At 36.3% G+C, this 17683-nt stretch carries 18 protein-coding genes and 6 tRNA genes; 23 read left to right on the top strand and 1 reads right to left on the bottom strand.

Features of this window, described 5'->3' with window-relative positions:
* The first annotated feature begins 4 nt into the window (after positions 1–4).
* From H964_RS05200 to sigK, 3 genes are all read left to right on the top strand, one after another.
* The gene (locus tag H964_RS05200; RefSeq protein ID WP_039765372.1) at positions 5–643 is read left to right on the top strand and encodes an O-methyltransferase; all 639 of its coding nucleotides are present in this window, start codon (positions 5–7) and stop codon (positions 641–643) included.
* Positions 644–657: 14 nt separating this feature from the next.
* Positions 658–1884: a peptidase U32 family protein gene (locus tag H964_RS05195; protein ID WP_039765370.1), complete on the top strand. Its 1227-nt coding sequence runs from the start codon at positions 658–660 to the stop codon at positions 1882–1884.
* Between the two features lie 89 nt (positions 1885–1973).
* Positions 1974–2636, top strand: coding sequence for an RNA polymerase sporulation sigma factor SigK (gene sigK / locus H964_RS05190; RefSeq protein WP_039765368.1), 663 nt, complete (start codon positions 1974–1976; stop codon positions 2634–2636).
* A 2-nt stretch (positions 2637–2638) separates the two neighbouring features.
* Here the strand turns inward: sigK and H964_RS05185 are convergent.
* A tRNA-Pro gene (locus tag H964_RS05185) sits at positions 2639–2716 on the bottom strand.
* Between the two features lie 99 nt (positions 2717–2815).
* Between H964_RS05185 and H964_RS05180 the strand changes: the two genes are divergently transcribed.
* From H964_RS05180 to H964_RS05085, 20 genes are all read left to right on the top strand, one after another.
* Positions 2816–3283, top strand: a complete 468-nt coding sequence (locus H964_RS05180) for a DUF402 domain-containing protein (RefSeq protein ID WP_039765366.1) — start codon at positions 2816–2818, stop codon at positions 3281–3283.
* A 7-nt stretch (positions 3284–3290) separates the two neighbouring features.
* A complete protein-coding gene (locus tag H964_RS05175) occupies positions 3291–4088 on the top strand; it encodes a dihydropteroate synthase (RefSeq protein WP_039765363.1) in 798 nt (265 codons plus the stop codon).
* A gap of 26 nt (positions 4089–4114) precedes the next feature.
* Positions 4115–5416, top strand: coding sequence for a DUF512 domain-containing protein (locus tag H964_RS05170; RefSeq protein WP_039765361.1), 1302 nt, complete (start codon positions 4115–4117; stop codon positions 5414–5416).
* Complete coding sequence (gene der / locus H964_RS05165) at positions 5413–6732, top strand: ribosome biogenesis GTPase Der (RefSeq protein ID WP_039765359.1); 1320 nt, start codon at positions 5413–5415, stop codon at positions 6730–6732. Before H964_RS05170 ends, der begins: the two co-directional genes overlap by 4 nt.
* Positions 6732–7340, top strand: coding sequence for a glycerol-3-phosphate 1-O-acyltransferase PlsY (plsY, locus tag H964_RS05160; RefSeq protein WP_039765357.1), 609 nt, complete (start codon positions 6732–6734; stop codon positions 7338–7340). The genes der and plsY overlap by 1 nt, the downstream gene beginning before the upstream one ends.
* Entirely contained in the window at positions 7340–8065 is a 726-nt protein-coding gene (locus tag H964_RS05155) for a class I SAM-dependent methyltransferase (protein ID WP_039765355.1), read from the top strand. Before plsY ends, H964_RS05155 begins: the two co-directional genes overlap by 1 nt.
* Positions 8066–8146: 81 nt before the next feature.
* Positions 8147–8347 (top strand): cold shock domain-containing protein, encoded by a 201-nt coding sequence (locus tag H964_RS05150; RefSeq protein WP_039765353.1) that lies wholly within the window; start codon positions 8147–8149, stop codon positions 8345–8347.
* Positions 8348–8441: 94 nt separating this feature from the next.
* Positions 8442–9299: an Hsp33 family molecular chaperone HslO gene (gene hslO / locus H964_RS05145; RefSeq protein ID WP_039765350.1), complete on the top strand. Its 858-nt coding sequence runs from the start codon at positions 8442–8444 to the stop codon at positions 9297–9299.
* Between the two features lie 177 nt (positions 9300–9476).
* Positions 9477–9552, top strand: a tRNA-Val gene (locus H964_RS05140).
* Between the two features lie 8 nt (positions 9553–9560).
* Positions 9561–9637 (top strand) — tRNA-Asp (locus H964_RS05135).
* Between the two features lie 11 nt (positions 9638–9648).
* A tRNA-Phe gene (locus tag H964_RS05130) sits at positions 9649–9724 on the top strand.
* Between the two features lie 17 nt (positions 9725–9741).
* Positions 9742–9817: transfer RNA gene (locus H964_RS05125), tRNA-Gly, on the top strand.
* 18 nt (positions 9818–9835) lie between these two features.
* A tRNA-Cys gene (locus tag H964_RS05120) sits at positions 9836–9910 on the top strand.
* A 163-nt stretch (positions 9911–10073) separates the two neighbouring features.
* A complete protein-coding gene (locus H964_RS05115) occupies positions 10074–12209 on the top strand; it encodes a sodium-translocating pyrophosphatase (protein ID WP_039765347.1) in 2136 nt (711 codons plus the stop codon).
* 178 nt (positions 12210–12387) lie between these two features.
* Positions 12388–12714, top strand: coding sequence for a hypothetical protein (locus H964_RS05110; protein WP_015907310.1), 327 nt, complete (start codon positions 12388–12390; stop codon positions 12712–12714).
* Between the two features lie 918 nt (positions 12715–13632).
* On the top strand, positions 13633–13917 hold the full coding sequence (gene gatC, locus H964_RS05105) for an Asp-tRNA(Asn)/Glu-tRNA(Gln) amidotransferase subunit GatC (RefSeq protein WP_013403791.1): 285 nt from the start codon (positions 13633–13635) through the stop codon (positions 13915–13917).
* Between the two features lie 30 nt (positions 13918–13947).
* The gene (gatA, locus tag H964_RS05100; RefSeq protein WP_039765328.1) at positions 13948–15408 is read left to right on the top strand and encodes an Asp-tRNA(Asn)/Glu-tRNA(Gln) amidotransferase subunit GatA; all 1461 of its coding nucleotides are present in this window, start codon (positions 13948–13950) and stop codon (positions 15406–15408) included.
* Between the two features lie 41 nt (positions 15409–15449).
* Positions 15450–16892, top strand: coding sequence for an Asp-tRNA(Asn)/Glu-tRNA(Gln) amidotransferase subunit GatB (gatB, locus tag H964_RS05095; RefSeq protein WP_039765326.1), 1443 nt, complete (start codon positions 15450–15452; stop codon positions 16890–16892).
* 35 nt (positions 16893–16927) lie between these two features.
* On the top strand, positions 16928–17263 hold the full coding sequence (locus H964_RS05090) for a nucleotidyltransferase domain-containing protein (protein WP_039765324.1): 336 nt from the start codon (positions 16928–16930) through the stop codon (positions 17261–17263).
* Positions 17235–17636 carry an HI0074 family nucleotidyltransferase substrate-binding subunit gene (locus H964_RS05085; RefSeq protein ID WP_039765321.1) on the top strand — a complete coding sequence of 134 codons (402 nt, stop codon included), beginning with the start codon at positions 17235–17237 and terminating at the stop codon, positions 17634–17636. Before H964_RS05090 ends, H964_RS05085 begins: the two co-directional genes overlap by 29 nt.
* Positions 17637–17683: the final 47 nt, after the last annotated feature.

The following is a 17683-nucleotide window of genomic DNA, read 5'->3' as shown; positions in this document are numbered from 1 at the left end:
GACCATGGATATATCCCAGGATATTTTAAATCAGTTTATAAGGTCAAAGCTTACAAATATTGACAGGAAACTTCTAAAGATTGAAGAATATGCCAAAAAGAATAATATCCCAATTGTTTCAAGAGAGGTTTCAAGGCTTCTTACAATCCTAACAATGCTGAGAAAACCAAAAAGAATATTAGAGATTGGAACAGCTATTGGTTATTCAACACTTTCAATGCATATAGGCTTTCCTGAAGCTAAGATAATTTCCATTGAAATGGACTTTGACATGGTTATGCAGGCAAAAAGGAATGTAAAAGAATTTAATGCAGAAGATAAAATAACTATCATCGGTGGCGAAGCAGAAGAGGTTTTACAGGCGATAGATGGGGAGTTTGACATGATATTTTTTGATGCTGCCAAAGCCCAGTATATTGACTATTTTAATCTTACAAAAGATAAGATGTCAAAAGAGTGTTTGCTTGTATGTGACAATGTTCTTTTCAAAGGTATGGTTGTTGGAAGAAGGTATTTGGTTCGAAGAATGATTACAATTGCAAAGAGAATGAACAAGTTTATAAAGATGATTGAAGATGACCCAGAGTTTGTAATGACACTTTTACCGATTAGCGATGGAGTTTTGATTGCTATCAAAAAGTAGTGGAGGTTTTAAAAATGAAAACAAAAAGACCTGAGCTTGTTGCACCGGCGGGGGATTTGGAAAAACTAAAGGTTGCGATAGTGTATGGTGCTGATAGCGTTTATATAGGTGGCAAGGAATTTGGGCTGAGAAAGTACGCAGGAAATTTTGACTTCGATAGTATGAAAGAAGGTATAGAGTTTGCACACAGGTATGGTAAAAAGGTATATCTCACAGCAAATATATTTGCAAGAAATGAAGATATAAAAAAGGTTGATGAGTTTTTTGACAGCATAAAAGATTTGGGATTTGATGGAATAATAGTTTCAGATTTGGGTATTTTCAAAAAAGCAAAAAGACTTGGAATTCCTATTCACATAAGCACTCAGGCAAACACTACCAATTTTGAAAGTGCACGGTTTTGGTATGAACTTGGTGCAAAGAGGATAGTGTTGGCAAGAGAGCTTTCTTTAGAAGAGATAAAAGAGATTCGCCAAAATGTACCCCAAGATCTTGAACTTGAAGCTTTTGTCCATGGGGCTGTGTGCATTTCATACTCGGGAAGGTGTTTTCTGAGCGCATATATGACATACAGAGATGCAAACAGGGGTGAATGTGCACATCCTTGCAGATACAAATACTATATCATGGAAGAAAAAAGACCCGGTCAGTATTTTGAGGTGTTTGAAGATGTCGATGGAACGTATATATTCAACTCAAAAGACCTTTGCATGGTGGAGCACATTGACAAGTTAGTAAAAGCAGGAATTGACGCTTTTAAGATAGAAGGAAGGATGAAGAGCAGCTTCTATGTAGGAACAGTCGTGAGTGTATACAGAAAAGCAATTGACAGGTACTTACAAGATCCAGAACACTTTGAAGTTGATCCCCAGTGGCTTGAGGAGATAGCAAAGTGCTCACACAGAAGCTATACAACAAACTTCTATTTTGGAAAACCATCACACAATGATTATAAATTTGACTCAAGCAAATATATTCGTGAATATGAATTTATTGGCATTGTAAAAGAGGTTTTAGAAGATGGCTGGGCAGTGGTTGAACAGCGAAATAGGTTTTTTAGAGGGGATGTAGCTGAAGTGATGCTGCCAGATGGGACATATTTTGTACAGAAACTTGATAACATTTTCGACTTGGAAGGCAATCCTTTAGATGTTGTACCGCACGCTCAGCAGCTTACTAAAATAAAATTTGACAAACCAGTTGTTGAATTTGCAATGCTTAGAAAAAAAGTAGAAGAATAAATATTTTTGGTGGACATGCAACAAAGCGGGGGAATGATCATATAATTGTATGCGACCAAAAGGCTACTGATTAGGAGTGCATATGCAAAATGTTTTATATCGAAAACGCAAACTCATTCCCCCATCCTCTTTCTGATGAAGAAGAGGAAATGCATTTAAAAAAGATGTGGGAAGGCTGCGTTGAAGCAAGGAACATTCTAATTGAAAAGAATCTGCGCCTTGTTGCCCATATCGCTAAAAAATATACCCTGTCATTTCCAAATTTAACAGATGATATTATTTCTGTGGGAACTATTGGCCTTATTAAAGCTATTGAGACGTATTCTCAAGAAAAAAACACAAGGCTTTCAACATATGCAGCAAAATGTATTGAAAATGAGATATTGATGTATCTTCGCCAAAACAAAAAGTTTTTATCTCAAATTTCGCTTGAAAATCCCATTGGCAGTGATAAAGATGGAAATGAAATAACGCTTATAGATGTTTTACAAAGTGACCAAGATGATATAGATGACCAAGTAGATGTGAAGATACAGATAAAAAATTTATTGAGGAAACTTGACAAGATTTTAAAAGGGAGGGAAAAACACATAATTGAGCTTCGGTATGGACTTAAAAATGGCAAGGAAAGAACTCAAATGGAAGTTGCTAATTTATTGGGAATATCCCGTTCATATGTCTCTCGGATTGAGAAAAAAGCTTTGAAAAAGTTGTACAATGAATTACAAAAGAGCTGTAAAGAAAGCTATTAAAATGGTCGGGATGACAGGACTTGAACCTGCGACCTCCTGGTCCCGAACCAGGCGCTCTAGCCAAACTGAGCCACATCCCGACCTTTTGTTTGTTTGCCTTTTTCAATTCTGTTTGCAAATCTCTACTTTACATTATATAATAATTTTCAAAAAAATCAAATGTAAAAGGAGTAATCAGTTTGAGGTTAATTAGAAAAAGATTTTACCCTGAAGAGGAGATAGATATATCTTCTGATGAGATAGTTTACATGGATGATGATGTACTTATAACTAAGTGGCTTCCTATTAAAAAAAGAGAAGATATCAAATGGGGCGCTTCTTGTGTGTATCTTAAAAAAGGTATTAAAATTAGCAAGGTTTTTGATTATAACGATAGACTGCTATACACTTATTGTGATATTATAGATACGCATATAGACAACGATAAAATTGTAACAGAGGATTTGCTGGTTGATGTTATAGTTTTTCCAGATGGAAGCTACAAAGTTGCTGACATTGATGAACTAATTTGTCTTAGAAAAGAAAACAAGATTTCAGAAGAAATTGTTCTTATGGCGTTGGAGAGACTAAACCTTCTACTTAACGATCTTTACAATGGCTTTGAGCTGGACAAGGTTGAAGAATATCTTAAAAAAGGAGTGAATTAAAACAACAATGATAATAATTGGTGAAAAGATAAACTCAACAGTCAAGAATGTTGCTGATGCAATAAAAGAGGGCAACTTTGAATACATTGTAGAGCTTGCAAAAAAACAGTATTTAGCAGGAGCTCATTATATAGATGTAAATGCAGGAGCTTTTGTAGATATTGAAACAGAAGTTTTAAAAAAGATGATTGAAAGTATTCAAAAGGAGATTGATGCCCCACTTTCAATTGACAGTCCAAGACCAGAGGTCATAGGAGAGGTTATGAAAATTTATAAAGGAGAAAGAGCCATCTTTAACTCTGTGATATACGAAGAGGGGATTTTGTCAAGAGCGCTACCTATTATCAAAGAGTACAACATGAAGGTAGTTGCTCTTTTGATGGACGATGTCGGTATACCTGATGAGCCTGAAAAAAGAGTTGAGATTGCAAAAAGGCTTGTTGACAGGTTAACAAATAATGGCATTCTTGAAGAAGACATATTCTTAGACCCAATGCTCCAGCCAGTGTCTGTTGACCAAAGATATGTTTATGTTGCGCTTGAAACAATAAAACTCATTAGAAAAGAATTTGAAAATGTAAATATCATCTGCGGTCTTTCAAATGTGTCATTTGGACTTCCAAAAAGAAGATGGTTAAATAGAGCATTTTTGCCCATTGCCATTTATTTTGGCTTAAATAGCTGTATCGCTGACCCGTTAGATGATGTTTTGATGAAGTTAATCTACGCTGCAGAGGCCCTTTCAGGTCGAGATGAGTTTTGTATGGAATATATTACAAAGGCAAGGGAAGGATTTTTAGCTTAAAATTTTTAGTCTGAAAAGGTGGAGAGATGTTAAAAATTTCTAATATACAGCAAAATAGTTTGGCAGATAAGTGTGGTTTTAAACCAGGAGACATAGTTTTAAAAATAAATGGTTGTGAGATAAATGATATAGTTGACTACTTGTACTATTCCAAGGAAGAGAAACTTACAATTGAGTATTTGAGGGATGGGAAAATTTATAAAATCGGGCTTATAAACAAAAAATTAAAACCTCTTGGAATAGAGTTTAAATACGAGAAAGTTAAAAGGTGTGTAAACAAGTGTATATTCTGTTTCATTGACCAGCTTCCAAAAGGTATGAGGAAGACTCTTTATATAAAAGATGATGATACTGCACTTTCAATTTTAAGTGGTAATTATATTACACTTACGAACTTAACTGAGAAAGACTTTGAAAGGATAGTTAAATTTCATTTAAGTCCTCTGAAAATCTCTGTTCATACAACAAACCCAACCTTAAGAAAATTTATCTTGAAAAACCCCAGGGCTGCACTGATTTTGGACCAGATAGAATTTTTAGCAAAACACAATATAGAGTTTGACGTCCAGATTGTTCTCATGAAAGGAATAAATGACGGCTTTGAGCTTGACAGAACAATCTCTGATTTGTCAAAATTTTATCCTAATATTCGCTCTATAGCAGTTGTACCAGTTGGACTTACAAAATACCGTGAAGGATTATATCCTTTGGAGCCTTTTTCTAAAGATGATGCAAAGAAGGTCTTGAATCAAATATCAGTATGGCAAAGAAAATTTAAAAAAGAATTTGGTACCAAGCTTGTTTTTGCATCTGATGAGTTTTATATCAAAGCTCAAGAGGATATACCAGGTTGTGAGTTTTACGAGGATTTTAGGCAAATAGAAAATGGGGTGGGTTTGCTTGCACTGTTTAGAAGACAGTTTTTAGGAGCATTAAAGAAACTAAAACCAGATTATAATCTTAAGAAGCATGTAACACTTATAACAGGTGTTTCGGCATATGACTTTATGAAAGATTTAATAAAAGTATTTAACAGAAAATTTCCAAATGTGAAAGTTGATATTGTAAAAATTGTGAACAATTTCTTTGGGCATACTATTACAGTTGCAGGGCTTCTCACTGGCAAAGACATAATTGATCAGCTACAAAATGTTAATATTGGTGATTATATTTTGATTCCTTCATGTGCTCTTAACTATGAAAATAAGTTTTTAGATGATGTTCATATAGATGAGTTAAAAAAGAGATTTAAATGTCCAGTTTATCCTGTAGAAAATCATGGCAGAAAACTACTTTACTATTTACTGAAAGGTGGTGAAAAGGGTTGAAGCCAACTGTTGCGATTGTGGGAAGACCAAATGTAGGGAAATCTACGCTTTTCAATAGGCTAATTGGTGAGAGGCGTGCAATTGTCGATGACACGCCGGGTATTACACGCGACAGGATTGTGGGCGAGACAGAGTGGAGAGGGATTACTTTTAATGTAATAGACACAGGCGGTATTGAACCTTATTCTGAAGATATTATTTTAAAACAAATGAGACGCCAAGCACAGTTTGCTATTGACATGTCTGATGTAATAATCTTTATGGTGGATGGCAAAACTGGGCTTACTGATGCAGACAGAGAAGTTGCAAATATGTTAAGAGTTTCAAAAAAACCTATTGTGCTTGCAGTAAATAAAATTGACAACATATCAGAGCAGCCCATAATTTATGAGTTTTATGAGCTTGGACTTTCTGACCCAATTCCTATGTCAGCAGAACACGGCAGTGGTGTTGGAGATGTATTAGATGCAGTTGTTAGTTATTTTGATAAAGTGGGAATAAATGAAATAGAAGAAGATTCCATAAAGGTTGCTATAATAGGAAAGCCAAATACAGGAAAATCCTCTCTTGTAAACTATATACTTGGAGAAGAGAGAGTTATTGTAAGCGATATTCCGGGTACAACGCGAGATGCGATAGACTCATATGTTGAGTTTGAAGGTATTCCTCTAACTTTGATTGACACAGCAGGTCTTAGGCGAAAGAGCAAGATTTATGACAATATTGAGCGCTACAGTATGCTCAGGACTCTTTCTGCAATAGAAAGAAGTGACATTTGTATTATACTTATTGATGGGACAGAGCCGGTGTCTGAACAGGATGCAAAGATAGCTGGATATGCTTATGAGGCAGGAAAAGGATGCATTATTGCTGTAAACAAGTGGGATGCAGTTGAGAAGGATGAAAAGACGGCAGATGAATACAAAAAGCAAATAGAGGAGAAACTCAGTTTTCTCAAATTTGCACCTGTTTTGTTTATCTCTGCAAAGACAGGTTTTAGAGTGAAGAAACTTTTGGAAACTGTTTTGTATGTATACGGAAATTACACACGAAGAATTACAACAGGACAAATAAACGATGTTTTAGCAGAAGCAACAACAATATATCAGCCGCCAAGTGACAAAGGAAAACAGCTTAAAATTTATTACATGACACAAGTGGGCGAAAAGCCTCCAAAGATGGCTATATTTGTAAATGATAAAGATTTATTTCACTTTTCATATCAAAGGTATATTGAAAACTATCTTCGAAAGACATTTGACTTCACAGGGGTGCCTATAGTATTTCTAATAAGAGAGAAAGGGGAAAAGGATTAATGAAAGCACTTCAGATTTTGATTGTGCTTGCAGTAGGATATTTGATTGGAAGTGTACTGCCAGCTCTTATAATTGGTAAGATGTTAAATGGAGTTGACATTAGAAAATACGGGAGCGGGAATCCGGGCACTACCAATGTTCTTCGTACAATGGGAATAGGTCCTGCTATTTTGGTATTTACTATTGATGTTTTGAAAGGTGTTGTAGCAACTTTGTTTGCTAAGATTGTGATGCCAGATGACGTTGTTTTAGGTGTTACACTTGCTGGCTTTGCAGTTATCTGTGGTCACAATTGGCCCTTGTACTTCGGATTTAGAGGAGGAAAAGCGGTTGCAACATCTATTGGTGTTGCGCTTGTGGCAACACCAGTTATTACCCTTGTTGTAATAGCACTTGCATTGATTGTACTTGTTATAAAAAGATACGTGTCTTTGACAAGTATAGTAGGTAGCATCTTGTATTTCCTTGTTATTTTGATATTTGCAAGGGAATACTGGTTTTTGGCTCTTATAATAATGGTTGTCATAATTATCCGCCACAGAGAAAATATTAAAAGGCTTTTGAATGGCACGGAGAGGAAGATTGGGGAGAGGGTAAAACTTCAATAATGAGCGCTTATGATAACATTGCGTGGTACTACAAGAGATTTTCTAATGTCTTTTTTAACAAGAAATTAATTTTTAGATTTTTAAAAAATACATTTCTTGAGTTTGGTATTTCAAAGAAAGCAAGAATATTAGATATTGGATGTGGAACAGGTTCTATTTTGCGCTCTTTGGCCCAAATAGGTTTTAAAAAACTTTATGGTATTGACATATCAAGGCAGATGATAAAATTTGCTTATATTACAAACTCATCTTTTAATGTGAGACTCTACAATAAAAACTTTTTGGATTTTGTGCCAAGAAATAAATTTGATGTGGTACTTTCTACCATGGATGTTTTAAATCATGTGGATAAAAAGAACCTTTTAAGGTACTTAAAAAATGTAAGGAGTGTCCTAAAGAGTAATGGGTTGTTTATATTTGATATAAATCTAAAAGAATATCTAAAAAGCTTGGGGAAAAGAGAAAAAGTGGTCAAAAAAGGAGATGACATATTATTTACTTGGAAGTTTAAAGCAATGCGAAAGAAAATTTCTATTAATTTTTCAATAGCAGATACAAAGGCAGCTGTCCATGATAAGATAATTGAGTACATTTATTCGGAGAGAGAGATTGAAAAGCTTTTAAAGAAAAGCAAGTTTGTAATTGTCAAGAGGATTTATAACTACAATAGTCATAACAAAACTTGCTTTTGCACGAAAGTTTGTTACGTTTGCAAGAAGATTTAGTGCATAAAACTTTCTAAAAATAGTCACAATATTATTTGTAAATGATTTAAATGTGAAAAAAAGAAGGTGAGCTTTTCTAAAATGCGTGGAAGAGTTAAGTGGTTCAACCCTGAGAAGGGATATGGATTTATCAGTACTGAAAATGGTGATGATGTTTTTGTTCATTTTTCAGCCATCAGCATGGAAGGATATAAGACTTTAGCAGAGGGGCAGATGGTCGAATTTGATGTTGTAAAGAGTGAAAGAGGGAACCAAGCAGTGAATGTAAGAAAGGTAAAATAAGCTTCTGGCAGTTTTGCTGGAAGCTTTTTTGTTTTTGGTATAAAATAAAATCTATAAAACCTAAAAACTTTGGCTTTTGGGGGTAGTATTACTTATGGCAAGAATATTAAGAGCACTATCAAATGACAAAAATATTGCAATCTTCATCATGGACTCAACAGACATAGTTGAAGAGGCAAGAAAAATACATAATCTTCCACCTATCCCAACAGCGGCCTTAGGAAGGCTTTTGACAGCCGCATCAATGATGGGGGTTATGTTAAAAGGTGAAAGGCATACAATTTCAATTCAGATTTCTTGCACAGGAGTTTTAAAAGGCTTGGTTGCAGTTTCTGATTCAAAAGGAAATGTCAAAGGTTATGTAAAGAATAAAAATGTGCTCACAGAGATAAACGAAGCAGGAAAGCTAAACGTGAAAGGTGCAATAGGAGAAGGCACACTAACAGTTATAAAGGATCTGGGGTTGAAAGAACCGTATATTGGTCAAATTGAGCTTGTGTCAGGTGAGATTGCAGAAGATATAACTCACTATTTTGCTTTGTCAGAGCAGATTTCCTCTGCTGTTGCACTTGGTGTTTTGATAGACAAAGACGAGAGTGTAAGGTCAGCTGGGGGATTTATAATCCAAGTTTTGCCTGAAACAAGCCCTGATGTTATTCTCAACCTTGAAGAAAGGCTCAAAAGTTTTTCAAATATCTCTTCTATTCTGGCTGAAAATGATATTGTAGATATTGTAACAGAACTTTTTGGAGACATTGAGTATGAGATTTTAGATGAGTATTATCCAAAGTACAAATGTGATTGTTCAAAACAAAAGGTAGAGAGTATAATTCCCCTTCTTACTGACGATGAGATATCTGATGAGAGGATAGAAATTGTCTGTAGCTTTTGTGAGAAGAAATATTATTTTACAAGAGAAGAAGCTTTTAAAATTAAATATGGCTCGAAATAATAAGAAAATTTAAGCTATCTTTAGCCTGGGCGAGAAAATTTGAAAAAAATCAAAGAAAATAATAAAATTTAGCCTGATTCTGCCTAAAAAATGCTATTGAAAAACACTAAGATGTCAAGTATAATAAAACATGTCGCCGCTGATTAAATGCGGCGACGACAAAAAAACAATAAATATGGGCGGTTAGCTCAGCTGGGAGAGCACCTGCCTTACAAGCAGGGGGTCGCAGGTTCGAGCCCTGCACTGCCCACCATCTAAAATGGCCCAGTAGCTCAGTCGGTTAGAGCGCCAGCCTGTCACGCTGGAGGTCGAGGGTTCAAGTCCCTTCTGGGTCGCCAGTTTAAGACATGCCTCGGTAGCTCAGTTGGTAGAGCAGAGGACTGAAAATCCTCGTGTCGGTGGTTCGATTCCGCCCCGAGGCACCAAAGGAATATTATGATGAGCGGGAATAGCTCAGGTGGTAGAGCGCTACCTTGCCAAGGTAGATGTCGCGGGTTCGAGTCCCGTTTCCCGCTCCAAAATTTTATAAAAAAAGTGGCGCCATAGCCAAGCGGTAAGGCAAGGGTCTGCAAAATCCTGATTCCCCGGTTCAAATCCGGGTGGCGCCTCCAATATATGAAAGTTATCAAACCTGCTCAAAAAAGTTGAGCAGGTTTTTTGTTTTTCAAAGAAGGATTTTTTGACCTTTGCGTAGAATAAAAATATATTGTACGCTTTTTTAAAGGTCGTCAAATTGTTGACAAAAAAATTTTATTCTAAAGAGGAGGGATTATTGTGGGAGCCTACATAGCTTTAATCTATGGAGTAATTGTATTTGCAATTCTCGTAATCATTGGTCTTGTCAAATTTATCTTCTCTCAAGAAAAGGGCAATGAGAAGATGCAGGAGATTGCAGGTGCAATTCGAGAAGGTGCCATGGCATTTTTGAACAGGCAGTACAAAACTATTGGTATTCTTGCATTGATTGTTGCTGTTATAATCATCATTGCAAATTATTTTGGTAACCTTTCAAAAGGTTCATCGCAGGCTGCTTCGATTGCTTTTCATATAGGTTTTGCGTTTATAACAGGTGCACTCTGCTCAGCAATATCTGGGTATTTGGGAATGTATATTGCAGTGAATTCTAACGTCAGAGCTGCAGCAGGTGCAAGAAAAGGTTTAAATAGAGCTTTGCAAATAGCTCTTCGTGGTGGTGCTGTAACAGGTTTGGCTGTGACAGCTCTGTCGCTTTTGGGTGTTGCAACACTATTTTTACTGTACGGTGGAGCTTCTGGAAAAGAAAATCTTATAAAAGAAGCACCTTCGCTGATTGTTGGTTTTGGATTTGGTGCATCGTTTGTGGCTCTCTTTGCACAGCTTGGCGGCGGAATTTATACAAAGGCTGCTGACGTTGGTGCTGACCTTGTGGGTAAGGTTGAAGCAGGAATTCCTGAGGATGACCCGAGAAACCCAGCTGTTGTTGCTGACCTTGTTGGGGACAATGTAGGTGACTGCGCAGGACGTGGTGCAGACCTTTTTGAGTCTACAGCAGCTGAGAATATAGGGGCTATGATATTGGGTGTTGCATTATATCCTGTGTTTGGGTGGAAAGGAATTTTATTCCCACTGGTTGCGCGTGCGATAGGTATTGTTTCCTCTGTCATTGGACTTTTCTTTGTAAACACGAAAGACGAGAGTAAGGATCCAATGAAGGCTTTGAATAAAGGATATTTTGTGACCACGATTTTGAACTTGCTTGTTTTGATATTTGTAGTAAAGGCAATGTTAAGTGGAGAGCTTCCAAATGGTCAGAAAGTTAACTGGTGGCTTTTATATGGTTCTGCAGTTACAGGAATTATACTGAGCTATATTTTCGTATGGCTTACAGACTTTTATACCTCATATCACTACAGACCTGTTAAGGAGATAGCAAAAGCTTCAACAACTGGTCCTGCAACAAATATCATAACAGGTATGTCTGTTGGTATGGAATCAACTGCACTGCCAGTTATATTTATCTCAATTGCAATTTATATTGCATACAAGCTTGGTCAGCATGCACTTCCTGGGTTTGCAACCGGAGGACTTTATGGCACAGCTATTGCGACAATGGGTATGCTTTCAACCTGTGCATATATTTTAGCAATGGACACATTTGGACCGATTACAGACAATGCCGGTGGTATCACTGAGATGTCAGGCGCACCAGAAGAAGTAAGGAATGTCACAGACAGGCTTGATGCTTGTGGAAATACAACAAAGGCTCTTACAAAAGGTTATGCAATTGGCTCTGCTGCTCTTGCAACTTTCTTACTTTTCTCAGCTTACCTTGATGAGGTCAAAAAGATACTGGGAAGACCACTTGAGTCTTGGTTCTCTGTTGACATTGGCAAACCTGAGGTATTTATCGGTGCATTTATAGGTGCAATGGTGGTATACCTCTTTAGCTCAACAGCAATAAGGGCGGTTGGAAGAGCAGCACAATATGTTATTTTAGAAGTAAGACGTCAGTTCAAAGAAATCCCAGGTATCATGGAAGGAAGAGCAAAACCTGATTATGCAAAGTGCGTTGACATTGTTACAAAGGGTGCTTTAAAAGAAATGGTGGTGCCTGGTATGATAGTTGTAATTGCACCAATACTTGTTGGAATACTACTTGGCAAAGAAGCAGCAGCAGGATTTTTGATGATTGGCACAATTGCAGGTGTGATTTTGGCACTATTCCTCAACAACGGTGGCGGTGCATGGGACAATGCTAAAAAATACATTGAGCTTGGCAACTACGGTGGCAAGAGGTCAGATGCGCACAAGGCAGCAGTTGTTGGCGACACAGTTGGAGATCCTTGCAAAGATACAGCAGGTCCATCTTTGCATGTTCTTGTAAAGCTCATATCAACAATTACTCTTGTATTTGTGTCTCTATTTAGATAATAGTTTTGACAATTCAGAGGAAGTTTTTGAAAAAAGATAAGGGGAAGGGACTGAAAAAAGCCTTTCCCCTTTATTTTTTTGTTTTTGAGAGTAGTATTGTTTAAAATTAAATTGAGTTGTTAAACAATTTTCAAAAATGGTATAATAAAATTAAGGAAATGAATAGGGGGGAGCACAGATGGGTCTGTTTGGATTAGGTGTGCCAAAACAGATAAAAGAGCTTGGGCGCGACATCTGTGAACCGCTCGATGTTGAGTACATTGAAGGTCATCCAGACATAAAGTATCAGGGTAGAATGAAGTTGCATGTCTGTCAAAACGGTTTTTACCTAATTGACCCATCAAAAAAGCACTTTGGAGTTGTTAAGTGGACAGATTTTAAAGATGCATATCCCAGCAAGACAGGTGACAGAAGAACAGTGATTGCAACAAATAATTTTAAGATCTACTTACTTGGTATTGAAGAAAGAGTTTGCGAGGTTTTGACAAAGAGGATGGCAAGCTAAGGTGAGGTAAGTATATGCTTGAAAGGTGTTTTATAAGGAGAGGGACTGCGCTTTGCAGTCCTTTATTTTTTGGACCAAATACGTCAAAATATTTATACTTCTACAGAAAAGTTATTGAGATGGGAATTTTTAATTTAATCGAGGTCTAAACTCAAAAAATGAAATTACTTTGACGAAAAAAGCAAAATTGAGCATTGACAAAGTTGCAAGTAGTTGTATAAAATTTTAACAGAAAACTACAGGGAATAAGTGGTTAAAAGATTAATTGTAGCAAAAATCATAAATGAACAAGAAAAAACATAAAAGCTATATTTTAGCAAAAGGATAAGGATAATGAAGTAAAGAGGTTATAACAAAATATTTTTGAACTTTCATCATAATTGGGAAACAACATATTTCATACCTTCTGTTTCGATTTCTAATGTGGGACTCGATGGTCCTCTGGTTATTCACTTAATGTAACTTACTCCTCTGTAAATAAATATTGGCAAAGATGCAGTGGAGGTCAAACAATTAATTAATATTGCAAACTTAAGGAATGATTCGATATTGAACAAACAAAACGATTGGAAATTTGCTTTAATGGTTATAGGAACAATAACTTTTGTTTTAATGTTTATAGCCATCTTTATATTCAAAGATACAAACACATCTCTTTTATTTCTTCTTTCAGTGTTAACTGCTACCTATATATATCAAACCATCTTTAATAAAAATAAATAATAAAACGATTCAATATCAATAGTTGGGGTGGGTAAAATAACTAAATGCCTACCCCTGTTTAATTTATTGAGAAATTTAGGTTCTTTATAAATAATTCTACCCTTCTTATTTTTCTTGATAATGAGATTTTTTTACTATAAAATAAAAAAGAGTAGCAGAAAAAAGCTTTAAAAACAAAAGGAGATGAGATAAAGCATGATTACAAGAAACGATGTTGAATATGTTGCAAACCTTGCAAGACTAACTTTGACAGAAGAAGAGATAGAGAAGATGACAAAAGAGCTTGGTGCTATAATTGAATTTGCAAATAAGCTTTCTGAGCTAAATACTGAAGGGATTGAACCAACTGCGCACGTTTTTAACCTTTACAATGTTTTTAGAAGCGATGAGGTAAAACCTTCATATCCACGTGAAGAGATTTTGAAAAATGCTCCATCTCATGACGATGTTTGTATAAAAGTCCCAAAAATAGTAGAATAAATCTTTATATGTAAGGAGGCAAAACAGAAGATGCTCTACAGACTGACTGCGCACGAGGCAATTGATCTTATCAAGAAAAAAGAGGTCAAGTGCCAAGAAGTTGTTGAAAGTGTTCTTGAGAGAATTAAACAGGTTGAAGATAAAGTAAAGTCGTATATAACAATCACAGAACAAGAAGCTTTAGAAAATGCAAAGAAGATTGATGAGAAGATAGCAAAAGGCGAAGATGTAGGGGTGCTTTACGGTCTTCCAATTGCCTTGAAAGATAATCTTTGCACAAATGGAATAAAAACAACCTGTGCATCTAAAATCCTTTACAACTTTGTTCCCCCTTACGATGCAACTGTTGTGAAAAAGCTAAAAGAAAATAATATGACGCTTTTAGGAAAGCTCAATATGGACGAGTTTGCAATGGGCTCATCAACAGAAAACTCTGCTTTCCACACAACAAGAAATCCGTGGGATTTGGAAAGAGTTCCGGGGGGTTCATCAGGTGGGTCTGCTGCGGCTGTTGCGGCAGATGAAGCATTTTTCACACTTGGCTCTGACACAGGTGGGTCTATCAGACAGCCAGCTTCACTTTGCGGAGTTGTTGGCATGAAACCAACATATGGAAGAGTTTCGCGATTTGGGCTTGTTGCTTTTGCATCTTCTCTTGACCAGATAGGGCCTTTGACAAAAGATGTTGAAGACTGTGCTTTAGCTATGAATATCATCTGCGGACATGACCCATATGATGCAACATCAGCACCAGTTGATGTTCCTGACTTTACAAAGGCTCTTGTAAATGATGTCAAAGGTCTTAAGATTGGAGTTCCAAGAGAATATATGGAAAAAGGAATTAACCATGAAGTAAAAAAAGCTGTTGAAAAAGCCCTTGAACTTTTAAAGTCTTTGGGTGCAGATTATGAAGAGTTTTCAATACCAATTGTTGAGTATGCGCTCCCAACATACTACATCATTGCATCATCTGAGGCAAGTTCAAACCTTGCAAGGTACGATGGAATCAAATATGGGTACAGAACACAAAACTATGAAGACCTAATAGATTTATATAAAAAGACAAGGTCTGAAGGGTTTGGGGCTGAAGTAAAAAGAAGAATTATGCTTGGCACATATGCACTTTCTGCGGGGTATTATGATGCATACTACAAAAAAGGGCTTCAGGTAAGAACATTGATTAAGCGAGCATTTGACCAAGCTTTCCAAAAGTATGATGTTATTGTGACACCAACAAGCCCGACAACAGCGTTCAAAATTGGTGAAAAGGTATCAAATCCGCTTGAGATGTATATGTCTGATATATGTACAGTGCCTGTAAATATTGCAGGACTTCCTGCTATTTCTATTCCATGCGGATTTGATAGTAATGGTCTTCCAATAGGTCTTCAAATAATAGGAAAGGCGTTTGATGAAGAGACTATCTTGAGAGTTGCATATACCTATGAACAAAATAGTGGATATAAAAACCTAAAACCCAAGAATTTATAAATCTTTACAAAAAGTTATTAATCAAGAGGTGAAAAAAGAAGATGGAATATGAGGTTGTGATAGGTTTAGAAGTACATGCAGAGCTTGCAACAAAATCAAAGATATTTTGCAGCTGCACCACAGAGTTTGGCGGTGAGCCAAATACCCACTGCTGTCCCATTTGCACTGGTATGCCAGGTGTTCTTCCTGTTTTGAACAAAAAGGCAGTTGAATATGCCATAATGGCAGGGCTTGCAACAAACTGCAAGATTGCAAAATATAGCAAACAGGATAGAAAAAACTATTTTTATCCTGATCTACCAAAAGCATATCAGATCTCGCAATATGATCTTCCACTTTGCTATGATGGTTATATAGATATTGAAGTTAATGGTGAAAAGAAGAGAATAGGTATAAAGAGAATTCACATTGAAGAGGATGCTGGGAAGCTTCTTCATGACCAATGGGAGGAAGGTAGTCTTGTTGACTTTAACAGATGTGGTGTGCCTTTGATTGAGATTGTTACAGAACCTGATTTACGTTCAAGTGAAGAGACACGAATTTTCCTTGAAAAGCTAAAGGCAATTTTGCAATACACAGGGGTTTCTGACTGCAAGATGCAGGAAGGTTCGCTCAGAGTAGATGTAAATCTTTCTGTAAGACCAAAAGGTTCAAAAGAGTTTGGAACAAGGACCGAGATGAAAAACTTAAACTCATTTAGGTCTGTTGTCAGGGCTATTGAGTATGAAGCAAAGAGGCAAATAGAGGTTTTGGAAAGTGGCGGTGTTGTTGTACAAGAGACAAGAAGATGGGACGAGGCAAAAGGTATAACCCTTTCAATGAGGACAAAAGAAGAAGCGCACGACTATAGATACTTTCCGGAGCCTGACCTTCCACCTATAATTGTAGACGACAACTGGATTGAGGAGATCAGAAAGAGAATCCCTGAACTTCCTGACCAGAAAAAGGAAAGGTATATAAAAGAGTATGGGCTTCCAGAATATGATGCTGGAGTTCTTACATCATCAAAGGCAATAGCAAACTATTTTGAAGAGTGCATAAAATACACCCAAAATATAAAGGCTGCAAGCAACTGGATGATGGGAGAGATTATGAGGATATTAAATGACAAAGGATTAGAGCCTGAGGAAATTGACAATATAAAGATTAAGCCAAATCAGCTTGCAAGCTTGATTAACCTTGTTGATAACAAGACAATTTCCAATACTATTGCAAAACAAGTCTTTGAAGAGATGTTTGAAACAGGCAAAGATCCAGAGGTCATTGTAAAGGAGAAAGGACTTGTTCAGATAACAGACAGGAACGTAATTTTAGAAGCTGTGAAACAGGCAATAGTAAACAATCCAAAATCAGTAGAAGACTACAAGAATGGAAAAGAGAAGGCGTTTGGATTTTTGGTGGGCCAAGTTATGAAGATAACAAAAGGCAAGGCAAACCCACAGCTTGTAAATGAAATCTTAAGAGAGGAGCTTGAGAAAATTTAAGCTCCCTCTTTTTTAAATTTTTTGAAAAGGTGAGAATGAAGGTGGAAACCAAAAGGTTTGGAATTGAGGAAGAAATCTTAGATAAGATTATCGAAATTTTTAAGAAATACAAGCAAGTAATAAAAGCTTGTATCTTTGGTTCGAGGGCAAGAGGAGACTATAGAAGAGGTTCTGACGTGGACATATGTATTTGGCTTGAAGAGGAGAGTGAAAATCCAATTTATAAAATCCAGGATGAATTAGAAGAAGTTAATACAATATTGCTGTTTGATGTTGTTGCATTCAATAGCATTACAAAAGAAAGTCTCAAAGAAAGTATCATGAAAGAAGGAGTAATTATATATGAAAGAGAGAATAACAGAGAAGTATGAAGATTTTAAGACTGCTTTAAAAAAATTAGAAGAAGGTATAAGTATACAGCCGGACAAGGATATTATTATGGACGGGGCAATCCAGAGATTTGAATTTGTCTTTGAGCTTTCATGGAAGCTCATGAGGGAATATTTGAAGTATACTGGTTTGGAGATTAACAATCCTCGGGGCGTTATAAAGTATGCATATCAAAACGGCATTATAGAAGACGGTGACAAGTGGGCTAAAATGCTTTCAGATAGAAATATGACTTCAAACTTATATAACCAAAAAATATCTTACAAAAATTACCAAAACATTAAATTTGAGTATATAGAGTTATTTAGGAAGCTACTTTTAAAATTTGAAAATATAATATCTTCTGAGCTGTGAAGATGGCAAATTTGTTGATGGATTTGCAAAAAAAGGGTAAAATAAAA

Origin of the sequence: Caldicellulosiruptor sp. F32 (genome assembly GCF_000404025.1) — a bacterium.
Lineage (GTDB): Bacteria > Bacillota > Thermoanaerobacteria > Caldicellulosiruptorales > Caldicellulosiruptoraceae > Caldicellulosiruptor > Caldicellulosiruptor saccharolyticus.
Note: the sequence above shows the minus strand (reverse complement) of the source record. Positions and strands in the feature narration are given on the sequence as shown.